Annotated in this window: 10 protein-coding genes; 4 read left to right on the forward strand and 6 right to left on the reverse strand. The window is 70.6% G+C overall.

Translation table 11 applies throughout. The features are described from left to right. Positions 1-240 precede the first annotated feature (240 nt). Positions 241-2,103: an LLM class flavin-dependent oxidoreductase gene (locus QSK15_RS21525; RefSeq protein WP_285795961.1), complete on the forward strand. Its 1,863-nt coding sequence runs from the start codon at positions 241-243 to the stop codon at positions 2,101-2,103. Continuing rightward, a complete protein-coding gene (locus QSK15_RS21530) occupies positions 2,100-3,029 on the forward strand; it encodes an LLM class flavin-dependent oxidoreductase (protein WP_285795962.1) in 930 nt (309 codons plus the stop codon). Before QSK15_RS21525 ends, QSK15_RS21530 begins: the two co-directional genes overlap by 4 nt. An 88-nt stretch (positions 3,030-3,117) precedes the next feature. Here QSK15_RS21530 and QSK15_RS21535 read toward each other — a convergent pair whose 3' ends face one another. From QSK15_RS21535 to QSK15_RS21555, 5 genes are all read right to left on the reverse strand, one after another. Further along, positions 3,118-4,980: a CocE/NonD family hydrolase gene (locus tag QSK15_RS21535; protein WP_285795963.1), complete on the reverse strand. Its 1,863-nt coding sequence runs from the start codon at positions 4,978-4,980 to the stop codon at positions 3,118-3,120. 239 nt (positions 4,981-5,219) lie between these two features. Beyond that, positions 5,220-5,798 carry a TlpA family protein disulfide reductase gene (locus QSK15_RS21540; RefSeq protein ID WP_285795964.1) on the reverse strand — a complete coding sequence of 193 codons (579 nt, stop codon included), beginning with the start codon at positions 5,796-5,798 and terminating at the stop codon, positions 5,220-5,222. Further along, a complete protein-coding gene (locus QSK15_RS21545) occupies positions 5,795-6,229 on the reverse strand; it encodes a hypothetical protein (RefSeq protein ID WP_285795965.1) in 435 nt (144 codons plus the stop codon). The genes QSK15_RS21540 and QSK15_RS21545 overlap by 4 nt, the downstream gene beginning before the upstream one ends. A gap of 85 nt (positions 6,230-6,314) precedes the next feature. Continuing rightward, positions 6,315-8,318 carry a M6 family metalloprotease domain-containing protein gene (locus QSK15_RS21550; protein WP_285795966.1) on the reverse strand — a complete coding sequence of 668 codons (2,004 nt, stop codon included), beginning with the start codon at positions 8,316-8,318 and terminating at the stop codon, positions 6,315-6,317. A gap of 220 nt (positions 8,319-8,538) precedes the next feature. Continuing rightward, positions 8,539-9,456 (reverse strand): dihydrodipicolinate synthase family protein, encoded by a 918-nt coding sequence (locus QSK15_RS21555; protein ID WP_285795967.1) that lies wholly within the window; start codon positions 9,454-9,456, stop codon positions 8,539-8,541. A gap of 254 nt (positions 9,457-9,710) precedes the next feature. On the opposite strand from QSK15_RS21555, the gene QSK15_RS21560 reads away from it, so the two are divergent. Next, positions 9,711-10,940, forward strand: a complete 1,230-nt coding sequence (locus tag QSK15_RS21560; protein ID WP_285795968.1) for a PucR family transcriptional regulator — start codon at positions 9,711-9,713, stop codon at positions 10,938-10,940. A gap of 57 nt (positions 10,941-10,997) precedes the next feature. Here the strand turns inward: QSK15_RS21560 and QSK15_RS21565 are convergent, their stop codons facing one another. Continuing rightward, the gene (locus QSK15_RS21565; RefSeq protein WP_279516008.1) at positions 10,998-12,083 is read right to left on the reverse strand and encodes a branched-chain amino acid aminotransferase; all 1,086 of its coding nucleotides are present in this window, start codon (positions 12,081-12,083) and stop codon (positions 10,998-11,000) included. Positions 12,084-12,234: 151 nt separating this feature from the next. On the opposite strand from QSK15_RS21565, the gene acpS reads away from it, so the two are divergent. Next, a complete protein-coding gene (gene acpS, locus QSK15_RS21570; protein ID WP_285795969.1) occupies positions 12,235-12,681 on the forward strand; it encodes a holo-ACP synthase in 447 nt (148 codons plus the stop codon). Positions 12,682-12,853 lie beyond the last annotated feature (172 nt).

A 12,853-nucleotide genomic window follows, 5' to 3' on the forward strand; every position in this document is an offset into this window, starting at 1 on the left:
GCCCGGAACATCATCGCCCGTTCCGGCCGGGCGGAACTGAACCCCCAGGTCGCGGCGTCCCTTTTTCCGGTCCGTCCAAGCGACCGCCGTACGCATTGCTGAGCAGATCATCTGCGCGGAATAATATCTCCCAGGCCGAGCATTTAACCGAGCGACGACCGGCACCAGACAGCAGCCGGCCGCGACAGCGTTCAGAGCGCGAGTGACCGACTGCTCGCGCGAGTCGGGATGGGACATCAGATGATCATGGAGATCGGCATCGTTCTCGACGCGTCACGGTTGGCCCGCGCGCCGCTGGAGACAGTCGAACTGGCCCGCCTCGCTGAGGAACGCGGCCTGGACCTTGTGGTCGTCGCCAACGCGGCGACCGGGAGATCAGCCGGCCTGGACCCCTGGACCGCGGCGGTCTGGCTCGCGGGATCGACACGCCAAATCGCCATCGGCGCCCCCGCCGGCGCCACCACCACTCCCGATCCGACCGACCCGGAAGCGCAGTACCCGAGCGTGATCGCCAAGGCGCAGGACAGCATCGACCTGCTGGCGCAGGGGCGGATCATCGCCGACCCCGCCGGCTGGGTCGTCGCGCCACGGGACGCGAAGCCGGCGGAACTGGCCCGCCTCGCCGAGGCCGACCTGCCCGTCGTGGTCCCGGTGGATTCGCGCGCGGACATCGAACGCCTCGCAGCACTCGCCGCCGGAGGCGACCACCGCAGCAGCGTCCGCCGACGCTCGGCGGCGGTGCGCGCCCAGCGCAAGCCGGGCATCGACTACGACGGCGTACCAACGTCACTCGCCGACAGCGCGGTCGAGCCCGGCGATCCGCGGCACCGCTCCCTGTCCTCCACCTACCTGCGCGGTGGCGCCCCCGGGCTCGTGCTGCGGCCCTCGACACCGGCAGAGGTGTCGGACGCGATCGAGTTCGCCCGGCGACACCGGCACCTGCCCCTTGGCATCCGCAGCGCCGGCCACGGCATCAGCGGCCGTTCGACAAACCGGGGCGGCCTGGTGATCGACGTGGGCTCCATGAACACGATCACTGTGGTGGACCACGCCCGCCGGCTCGTGCGCATCGGCCCCGGAGCGACCTGGAAGCAGGTCGCCGATGCCCTGACCCCGCACGGGTGGGCACTCGGCTCGGGCGACTACGGCGGCGTCGGCGTCGGCGGGCTCGCCACCGCGGCCGGAATCGGCCTGCTCTCGCGCAACCACGGCCTGACGATCGATCATCTCCGGTCGGTCGACCTCGTGCTCGCCGACGGACGGCAGGTGCGGGCGAGCAGAGAGCACAACCCGGACCTGTTCTGGGCCGTACGGGGAGCGGGCGCCAACTTCGGCATCGCCACCTCGTTCGAATTCGAGGTCGACGAGGTGGGCGAGGTCGGCTGGGCGCAACTCGTCCTGCTCGCCACCGACATCGAGCAGTCGCTGCGCCGCTACGCGGAACTGGCCAGTTCGGCACCGCGGGACACCACGGTGTTCCTCGTGACCGGGCAGCCTCGCGCGGGCACGTCGACCATCCAACTCTTCGCCGTGGTCGACAACCCGGATCCCGACACCGTCGTGGCGCGCCTGACACCGTTCCTGGAACTCGGGGCGCTCGCCGGTCAGCAGGTGGTGATGACGCCGTACTCGGGAGTCATGGGCAACGCCGCCGACGTCGGGCCGAACGGCCACCAGGGATTCGGCGAGCCGAACTCGCGGTCGGCCTTCCTGCCCACACTGACCCCCGAGTTCGCCCACGATGCCGCGGCGATGCTCCGCAGCGGTGGCGTCTACTTCTTCGAACTGCGGGCCATGGGCGGCGCGATCGCCGACGTCGCACCGGGCGAGGCGTCCTTCAGCCATCGAACGCCGGCATTCCAGCTGACGGCGATGGGCCAGAACAATCAGCGCCTCAACGCCGTCTGGGAGCCACTGCGCCAGCACTTCGACGGCCTCTACCTCAGCTTCGAGACCGACCGCAGTCCGGCGCGGCTGCTCGACGCCTTCCCGGCACCGGTGTTGGAGCGCCTTCGAACACTCAAACGCCACTACGACCCGGACAACCTCTTCCGGGACAACTTCGCCATCGACCCGCGGACAACGAAGGAGGCACAGGCATGACCGACTACGGACACGACCTGCTCTTCGGCGCTTTCATCACACCCGCCGCGCAACAGGCCCGCCAGGTCGTCGACCTGGCGGTCACCGCGGACCGGGCCGGCCTCGACCTCGTCAGCTTCCAGGACCACCCGTACCAGGCCTCCTACCTGGACACATCGACCCTGCTCGCCTTCGCCGCGGCCCGCACCGAGCGCGTCCACCTCAACGCCAACGTCACCAGCCTGCCACTACGGCCACCGGCCGTCCTGGCCCGGGCCGCCGCCTCGCTCGACATCCTCAGCGGCGGCCGTTTCGAACTCGGCATTGGCGCCGGTGCGTTCTGGGACGGCATCGCCGCCATGGGAGGACGCCGACTCGGCGCCGCCCAGGGCGTCACCGCGCTGCGCGAAGGGATCGAGATCATCCGCGGGATCTGGGACACCACAGCCCCTGACGAGGTGAGCTACGACGGGCAGTACTACTCGGTCAAGGGCGCCCGACGCGGACCACGCCCCGCCCACGACATCCCGATCTGGGTCGGGGCGTACAAGCCCAAGATGCTCGCGCTCACCGGTGCGGTCGCCGACGGCTGGCTGCCCAGCATGGAGTACCTGCCCCGGGGCGCCGACTCGATACCCGAACTCAACGCGCGAATCGACGGCGCGGCGCACGACGCCGGCCGCGACCCGGCAACCGTACGACGGCTGATGAACTTCATGAAGGTCCAGCTCTCGTCAGCCCCGCGTGGGCTTCTCAACGGCCCGCCCGCCGCCTGGGTCGACCAGATCGTCGACCTGGCACTCCGGCACGGCATCAGCGCCTTCATCATCGGTGGGGACGATCCGAGCGTCATCCAGCGTTTCGGCGCCGAGATCGCACCTGCCGTCCGAGAGGTCGTCGCGCGGGAGCGCACGGCCGGCGCAGTCACCCGGCCGCCCGGAGCGTAGGAGCCGCGAGGTGGGGTGGGCGGCCCGGAGAGGTGATCGCCGGGCCGCCCGGTGGTGAGCCGCGCTGGGCGGCCCGGCGATCAGCCGGTCAGAGGCCGGCGGCGTGTGCGGCGGCGGTACCGCCGACCACGGGCAGGACGATGTTGCTGCTCTTCAGCGCGACCTTCAGGTTCGCGGCGGTGGTGTCCGCCTGGCTGGAGTACTGCGGGTAACTGGCCACGATGATCACGCCGATCCGGTGGCCGGGCTTGAAGACGTAGTCCTCCGGCAGCAGCGGGAAGCTGAAGTTGTACGACTCCCCCGGCACCAGCGGCACCGCGACCCGGATCGACTGCCGGTTCTGGGCGTCCATGATGCCCTTGGTGACCAGCTCGTAGTCGGCGGTGGCCACCCGCTTCGCCGTCTGCTTGTAGCAGCCGTCGTCGGTCGGGCTGCTCTCGCCCCAGCAGTCCGACGTGTCCAGGGTGATGATTCCCTCGCCGGAGGCCCGGTGCGCGACCCGCTCGTCGGTGCCGTAGTCGACCAGGATGGCCCCGAGGTTGGTGTCGGTCTGGTCGGCCGAGGCCCGCAGCTGCACGGTCGGGGTGCCGGAGATGTGCAGCGGCGCGGTGAGCGGCTCGGAGAGGAACGCCAGCCGGTTGGGCTGCACCACGTCCGGGTTGAGGATCATGGTGTTCTGGCTCTGCGTGCGGCTGTCCTGGAACGCCCCGGTCGCCGGCTTCGCGGTGGGCACCAGCCCGAGACCGCCCGCGCCGGTGGTGCCCGGCTGCAGGAAGACCTCGGTGTCGGCCTTGCCGGGGATCGGCCAGTCGGCGTGGGTCTCCCACACGTCGGCGGAGCGCTCCAGGTCCACCCTCGGCTCGTCCATGATGCCGTTGGCGACGCCCTGCAGCCAGAAGTCGAACCACCGGTGCAACGTCGACACCCACACCGCGCGGCGCGAGTCGAACGGGTCGACGTGGCCCTCCTGCGACAGCCACAGCTTGCGCGGCACGTTGTTCTCCGCCAGGGCGTACCAGAACTTGCTGAAGTGGTCCGGGCGGACGTTGTCGTCGTTGAGGCCGTGGTAGAGCAGCACGCTGGCGGTGACGTTGGGGACCTTCTTGACGTAGCTTCGCTCGTTCCAGAAGGACGTGTAGTCGCCGTGTTCGTCGCCGTCGGCGGCGCCTATCGCGTCGCGTACCGGCTTGCAGTAGTCCCGACGCTCGGGGTTGGTGACCGTGTTGGCCAGCGACGACACGTAGCTGTTACCGCGGGTGACCACGCCGTTGCTGCGCACGTAGTCGTAGTACTCGGTCGGTCCGCTGATCGGCACGACGGTGGTCAGGCCCTTCACGCCGGTCACCGCCGTGGCCATGGCCAGCGAGCCGTCGTACGACTTGCCGATCATCCCCGTCTTGCCGTTGTGCCAGTCCGCCTTGACGACCTCACCGGCGGCGTTGCGGGCGGTGGCCCGGCCGTTGAGCCAGTTGATGGCCTGCTTGGCGCTCAGGTTGTCCTGGTTGGCGTTGGTGGTCGGGCAGCCGGTGGAGTTGTTGGTGCCGACCATGTCCAGCAGGATGACCGCGTAGCCGCGCGGCACGAAGTAGTTGTCGTAGAACAGCGGCCACTTGTCCAGCAGCCCGTCGCCGTCGAGGTCCGCCTTGCACTCGGACTCGTTGCCCCGGCAGACAGTCGAGTAGTAAGGGCTGGCGTCCATCACGACGGGGGCCTTGAGCCCGTTCGCGGTGGCCGCCGGCCGCATCAGGTCGAACGCGATGATGTCGCGCAGACCGTCGTTGTCGCTGTCGAAGGTGGAGTCGATGAAGAGGCGTTCCCGGATGGCGTCGGCGTAGCCGAACACCGGCTGGGTGACGCCGTCCTGGACGACGATCGACGGCGGGCCGTCCGCCGCCAGGGCCTGCGGTGCCGCGCCGAGGGCGGCGAGCACTGTCGCGGACAGTACGGCCACGCCTCTGCGCCACCGTGTTCCCACTGTAGCCATGCATTCTCCTTGATGTGTCCGAGGCTGCGTACGCTACGAGCCGGCGGCCGGTGCCACCACCTGCACGTGTAGGAAGTTCGTCGGGTGTGCTTCGACGGGGTGCCTCAGTCGCCCGGCGGGCAGCCGTGCGGCGGGCACGGCAGGACCCCGGTGCGACGCCGACCGGTGCCGGGCCGGCGTCGCACCGGGGGGTCTGGGTGACAGGGCTACGGCTGGCCGGCCAGCACCAGCTCCCGCAGCCGCCGGTCGAGGGTCGGGGCGTCCAGGCCACCGGGCCAGCCGCGCAGCAGTGCGCCACCCTTGGCCACCAGCACGACGGCGGGCGGCTCCCGCACCGCGTACGAACGCCAGATCGTCTGCTGGTCGTCCAGGACGACCGGATACTCCACCTGGTGGGCGCGCAGGTAGTCCTGGACCTCGTCGGCCTGGTCCGCGCCGGCCACGCCGACGAAGACCACCCGGTCCCGATAGCTGCGGGCCAGTTCGCTGAGGGCGGCCTGGCGACTGGCGCAGGTGGTGCACCAGGAGTTGAAGAAGGTGAAGACGACGGGGCGCTGCGCCCACAGGTCGGCGGCGGCGAACGGTGTGCCGTCGGTCAGCGCGCCGGTGAACGCCGGGGCGGCCGGGGCGGTGCCGGGTGCCGGGCGCAACGCCAGGTCGGCGGGGACGGGTCCGGGCAGCGCCGCCGCCCCTCCGGCGGGCGCCGGCGGGGTCTCGGGCTCGGGCGTGCTGCATCCGCCCAGCAGTGCCACCGTCAGCAGCAGCGGCAGGAGCGCCCGCCTCATGACGGGACCACCGCCACGAGCGCCGGGCCCTCGCTGCTGTCCGATGTCAGGTCGAGTGCCGGCCGACCGTCCACCTCCAGCCGGTAGGAGGCCCGCTGCGGCACGCGCACCGCGACGGCGAACTCGCAGTAGGTGGGCATGCGCTCGACCCCCAGGTCCTCGGCGAAGGCGGCCACCGCGGTTCCCGCCGGCAGTTGTCCGCTGGCCACCGCCGCCCCGTCCGGGTCGAGCACGCGGTACGGCGCCCGGTTGTGGAAGTGCGTGTACGGACCGGTGCCGGCGCAGTCCACACCCGCGGCCCGGATGTTGATGTCGCGGACCAGGACCCGGACGGTCGTCGGGGTGACCGCCTCCTGGGTGGCGCCGACGGCGCCGCAGCCGGTCGCGCCGGCCAGCAGCAGGGGCAGCAGAGTCATGATGCTTCGCCGCACGTCATCCTCCTTCGGCCCGCCTGCCGGGTCCGTGGCGGAGTGTCGCCACGGACCCGGCAGGACCGGGGTCAGCCTCGGGCGTCGATCAGGACTTCTCGACCCGGCACTGCTTGGTCACCGTCTTCGTCGGGTCGCTCTCCGAGGTCGCGGTGAGCTTCACGAAGCCGGTTTCCGCAGCGGCGGCGGTGGCACCCACCGACACCGTGACAGTGGTGGCCTTGCCGAACTGCGCGGTGGCGAGCTGGTTGGGCAGCCAGGTCCGCCAGCCCTTGCCGGCCACCTCCGCGGACAGGCGGTAGACGTCCGACTTCAGGTACGCGCTGACGTTCTCCGGGTGCTGCTGCCCGCCGGCCGAGTAGGTACCGGTGTTGGTCAGCTCGAACGAGCAGGTCACGCCGCGGTTGGTGGGCTTGCCGCCGCTGGTCACCTCACCCTTGCCCAGATTCACTCCGTGACTGCTCGGCCCGCCGGTGCCGTCCAGGGAACGCACCGCCACGGTGTAGGACAGCGAGCCGGCCGAGTCCCGCTTGAGATCGATGATGTAGAAGTGCAGCCGGTTGGCCTCGTCGACGTACTCGTACTGGCTGCCGGTGTCCGCGCCGGCGTGGAACAGCGCGTCGGAGAGCTGCCGGTAGTCACCCATGGTGATCTTCTGTGGGGTGCCGTCCGGTCGGTAGAAGTCGATCATGTCGATGTCCTGCGGATTGGCGTCCACCACCCACTGGAACGGGGCGCTGTCGGCGTTCTTCGTCTTGCTCAGCAGCACGCCGCTGTCCGGGGTGAAGGAGTCCGCGCCCATCCGGTCGACGACCTCGACCGTGTAGTTGTTGAAGTTGCCACCGTCACAGAGCGGGTCGGTGCTGACCGCACAGGTCGGCGACAGGTCTTTGTTGAGCGCGATGTTCACGCCGCTCAGACCCTTCGGGCCGGCGTCGACCGCCCGGGCCGTGACCTGCGCGACCACCAGGCCCGAGGAGGCCAGCGACTCCCGTGACAGCCGCAGCACGTGCTCCTCGCCGAGCAGGCCGATCTTGAGCTTGTCCCGCACCGTGTGCAGCGAGCCCATCGAGCCACCGTTGGTCGGCGGGATCTGCCAGCGGGTGTGCGGACCGCCCGGGCCGTTGAAGGACCCGCGCGACATCATGCTCCAGATCCCGGTGTACGCCCTGCGCAGCGGCTCGCCGTACGGGTTGTTGTAGTTGTCGCCGATGCCCAGCAGATGGGTCAGCTCGTGGGCGTAGACGCCCATGCCGGAACTCTCGCCCTGCGTCGAGGAGCCGCCGCCGGCGTTCGGCCACAGCGTCGCCGCCGCCTTCCACGAGGTCCAGTCCACGTAGCGCGTCTTCGCCCAGTTCGGCAGGTTGGGGTCCGGCGGACCCCAGGCATCCGGCACGTCCTCCTTGTTCTGGAAGATCATCTGCCCGAACTCCTGCCAGGTCGACGACTCGTCCTGGCCGGCGCTGAGGATGAACACCAACTCGTACTGGTTGGCGACCTCCTCGCCGACGGCCGCCCGCCAGGCGCCCAGGCCGTCGGTGCGGATGTTCTTGCCGCACACGTCCCCGCTCGGGCAGGCACCCGGGTTGAACCCGTTGTCCAGCCCGTACTGGTAGGACTTGGCCGGCATCTGGTACGGCCCGAACCCGGTGAGGTCGACGCCGTAGCGGCCGTTGGAGTCCTGCATCCAGTACTCGTGCAGGGTGTGGCCCTTGTTCAGGGTGTTCGGGGTGTTCAGGAAGTCCTGGTAGAACTTCGGCACGTCGGCCCGGGGAATGTTCGTCGCGACGGACTGCGGGTTGCCGAACACCGTCGAGCGGGCCCGCTGGGAGACCGCGAACGTCTCATCCGGATAGTCGAGGGCCACCAGGGCGATCTTGAAGTTGCGGACCGAGCCCGACACGCTCGGGTCGGCCCAGTTCTTGCCCGGCACGGCCTTGTAGTCGTTCCAGGTCATCGTGTCCGGGTTCTGCCAGGCCTGCGGGTCCAGGACCTGGAACGGCGCGGTGCCGCCGGCCGGGTTGGCCGGGGCCGCGGCGGCCTGCGCCGCCCCGGTCGCCACCAGGGTGGTCACCACAGCTGCGGCCAGCATGGCCCGCCTCAGCCGGGTTCGATGGGGGGTAGCACGGTGCACGGAACCACCTCTCGTCGGAGGAAAACGCGGCGCTGGCGTCCCGGTGGGGGTACCGCGCGACACCTGTCAGCAGGCCGCGCAGCGAATCTAGGAGGGCGGGCCGGTGCCGGTCACCGTGCAGATGTCGGCAGGTGGGCCGGCGACTTCCGACACCTGAAGGACCGCCGCACCCGACGGCTCAGCCAGGGCCGGCCCCGGACGCCGGACCGGCCGTCGCCGTGAGGGCCCGCAGCACGTCGCGGCGCACCCCGTCCACGGCGGTACCGGACAGGGGTCCGCGCGGAGGGCGGCACCGTCCGCCGAACCGCCCGGCGCACTCCATGGCCAGCTTGACCGCCTGTACGGCTTCCGGTCGGGAGGCCCAGCCGAGGATCGGGTGCAACTCGGCGTAGAGCGGCAGCGCCCGGGCCAGATCGCGGGCGGCGCACAGCTCGTACAGGCGCACGGCCTGGCGGGGCAGCGCGTTGGGCAGGGTGGCGACCCATCCGGTGGCGCCGCACAACACCAGTTCGAGTACCACGTCGTCGGCGCCGACCAGCACGTCCACGTGCGGACAGAGGTCCCGCAGCCGGTGCAACCTGCGGACGTCGCCGGTGACCTCCTTGACCGCGACGATCCCGTCGATCTCGGCGACGGTGGCCAACAGGTCCGGCGTGAGGTCCAGCCGGGTGTCGTACGGGTCGTTGTGGGCGACCACCGGCAGGCCGACCGCCGCCACCTCCCGGTAGTGGGCGACCACGTCGGCGGGCCGGGCGGCGGGCCCGTCGGGTGGCCGCGCCAGCACGCCGTCGGCGCCGACCGCGGCGGCCTGCTCCGCCCAGTGGCGGGCCTGCCTGCTGCCGTAGCCGCCGACACCGGGCACCACCGCGCAGCCGGGTGGCGCGGCCTGCACCGTCGCCTTCACCACGGCGGCCCGCTCGTCGTCGGAGAGGGCCCCGTACTCCCCCACCGACGCGCACGGCGCGACCCCGTGACACCCCTCGGCGGCGAGCCAACGGACGTGTTCCTGGAGTTGGTCGAAGTCGACCGACAGGTCGGCGCGGAACGGTGTGGTGATGGCGACCAGCACGCCGCGCCAGGGCCTACCAGTTCCCACTCGGATATCCCCTCCCCGCCGGCAACGCCCGTCATCGTTACCGCGCCGTGCGCGGGGCACCGGTGCGGTCCGTACCGGAACCTTAGGAACGTCTGTCATCCGCGGTCTTCGGACAGATGCCGGAACAGTCGCGGTGCCGTCCGTCCTTATGTCGCGACTTCGACAGTGGACCTTGCGCAAGGGCCCATCCGCACCGGAGGGTAAGGACTGACGGTCGCGCGATCCCTGTCACGCAGCGCAACCATGGGAGATACATGCACGGTGAGCTCCAGCGAATCGTCGACGCCGTCGCCGCCCGGGTGGGGCGACCCGCCCTCATCGAGGACCGGCGGCAACGGGTGGTCGCCTACAGCGAGCACGACGGCCCGATGGACGACGTCCGCCGGATGTCGATCCTGCGTCGGCAGACGACGCCGGAGGTGATCGCCTGGTTCCGCGGAAAGGGCGTGCTCACGGCGCGCGCACCGATCCGCACCCCGGCGTGCGCCGACCTGGACCTGCTGGCGAGGGTCTGCGTGCCGATCCGGCACGACGACCTGCTGCTCGGGTTCGTCTGGTTCATCGATGCCGACGGTTCGATGACCGATGCCGACATCGCCACCGCTGCCGGTGCCTTCACCGACCTGTCCTTGGCTCTCTACCGGGAGAACCTGCTCGGTGAGCTCGCCTCGCAGCGGGAGACCGAGGCCACCCGCACCCTCCTGGTGGAGGGCCGGCAGGCGCGGGAGCACGCGGCGCGGGCGCTGCTGGATGAGGGCGTGGTGGCCGCCGACGGGTCGACCGTCGCGCTCGTCGCGCAGCTCGTGGCGACCGGTGGGCGGCAACCCGACGAGGTGGCCCGGATCGCCCTGGAGCAGGCCCTGGTCACGACCCGTCGGTGGATCGGCGTGCGGGAGACGCTGCATCTGGTCTGGCACGACCACGGTGTGCTGCTGGTCTGCGGCGACCGGATCGCCGGCCGCCCCACGCCGGAGGCCTCCGCCGCGCACCTGGACGCGGCGCTGAGCACCGCGACCCGGGGTCTGGCGTCGGTGGACCGGACCGTGACCGGGATCGGCCAGCCCCGCGCCGAGCTGTCCAGCGCCGTCGCGTCCTACCAGGAGGCCGCCCAGGCGGCCCGGGTCGGTACCCAACTGCCCGCGCTCGGCCGGGTGATCTCCTGGGCCGGCCTGGGCATCTACCGGGTGCTGTCCCAGTTGGACAGCCAGCATCTGGACGTCGCTGGTGTCCATCCCGGGCTGGAGCGGCTGCTGCGCGACGACGCCCACCAGGTGCTGCTGGAGACCCTTGAGGCCTACCTCGACCTGGCGGGCAACGCGCACGCGACCGCCGAGAAACTGCGACTGCACCGGACCACGCTGTACTACCGGCTGCAGCGGGTGGAACAGCTCGCCGGGACCGACCTCAAGGACGGCAACGAACGTCTGTGCCTGCACCTGGCCATGAAGCTCGGTCGGCTCACCGGCCACTACCGCACGCCGTGACGCCGCCCGCCCGTGGCGTGGCCGCGACCAGCGACGCGACCGGGCGGACGGTCCTCGTCACACCAGGCGGGTCATCCAGCCGTACGGGTCGGCGGCCCGGCCGTACTGGATGTCGAGCAGGTGCCGGCGCAGTCGCATGGTCACCGAGTCCTCGGCGCCGGCCTTCGGTGCCGTCACCTCGCCGCCGTCCCAGACCAGACGCCCGACCGGCGTGACCACGGCGCCGGTGCCACACGCGAAGACCTCGGTGATCGCGCCGGACGCCACGCCCTCCTGCCATTCCCGGATCTCCACCGGGCGCTCCTCGACCTCCAGGCCCAGGTCCTTGGCGAGGATGAGGATCGACCCCCGGGTGACGCCCTCGAGAATGGTGCCGAGTTCCGGGGTGATGATCTTGCCGTCGGCGGTGATGAAGTAGAGGTTCATGCCGCCCAGTTCCTCCACGTAGCGGCCCTCGGCGGCGTCCAGGAAACAGACCTGCTCACAGCCGTGCTCGGCGGCCTCAACCATGGGCGCCAGGCTGGAGGCGTAGTTGCCGCCGCACTTCGCCTCACCCGTGCCGCCGCGCGCCGCCCGGGTGTATTCGGTGGAGAGCCAGATGGAGACCGGCTTGACACCACCGGAGAAGTACGCGCCGACCGGGCAGGCGATCACCATGTAGGTGATCTCCTTCGCCGGGCGAACCCCCAGGAACGGCTCGGACGCGAACATGAACGGCCGCAGGTAGACGCTGTACTCGTCCTCGTCCGGCACCCACACCTGGTCGGCCCGGACCAGTCCCTCGACCGAGGCCATGAAGTCCGGCACCGGCAGTTCGGGCAGTGCCAGCCGTCGGGCGGACCGGGCGAAGCGCTCGCCGTTGGCCTGTGGCCGGAACGACCAGATCGAGCCGTCGGCGTGCCGGTACGCCTTCATCCCCTCGAAGATCTCCTGCGCGTAGTGCAGCACCGCCGCGGCCGGGTGCATGAGGATCGGGCCGAAAGGGATGATCTCGGAATCCTGCCAGCCGCCGTCCGGCCTCCACACCGCCCGTGCCATGTGGTCGGTGAAGTAGGTGCCGAACCCGGGATTCGCCATGATCTCGGCTCGCCGCTGCGCGCTGGCCGGGTGCGGATTCTGCTGCAACGGGAACGGCAGGCTCATGGGCCGGGTCCTCTCACTGGCCGCATCCCTGGCGCTCAGTCATCGGGAACGAACACGCAGGGGAAGTTTGTCGGATGACAGGTGCAGAATACCGACCGTATTGTCGCCGGTCATAGGCAGACTGCGGCGACGCGGGAGGGACGGTGCGCCGGTGAGCCGGGGTGACGAGCGGATCGTCGCGGCCGCCGACAGCGCCGCCCGCCAGGTGGTGGGCCGGGTGGTCGTGTGTGCGGGCACCGACCTCGTCGACGTCGACGACATCCGGGCGCTGCTGGCCCGGCAGCCCCGCTTCGCGGAGCGGCACTTCACTGCGGGTGAGCGCGCGTACTGCCTGCTCGAACGCGACCCGGCGGAACGCTTCGCGGTCCGCTTCGCCGCCAAGGAGGCGGTGTTGAAGGCTCTCGGCACCGGCCTGAGCGGGGCGGCGCTGCGCGAGATCGAGGTGGTGCGCCGGCACTCCGGGCAACCGGAACTGGCCCTGGCCGGGCGCGCGGCGGCGCTCGCCGAGGCGGCCGGTGTCCATTCCTGGCTGATCACCCTGACGCACAGCCGACATCTGGCGCACGCCTTCGTCGCGGGCGTGGGCCAACCGACCTGAACGCCTTCCTGCCACTATTCGTCCAACTTGGACATACAGCTCATACTATTTGATTGACCGTCGATGCCACATTGTTGACTTTAGCTATTCGGTGTGGAGGTTCGACACTGACCATCAGCAGATATTTACCGCGGAATCGGGCAAAACAAGGGGCAGTCAAGATCGGCAATAC

Source organism: Micromonospora sp. NBRC 107095, from assembly GCF_030269705.1.
Taxonomy (GTDB): domain Bacteria; phylum Actinomycetota; class Actinomycetes; order Mycobacteriales; family Micromonosporaceae; genus Micromonospora; species Micromonospora parva.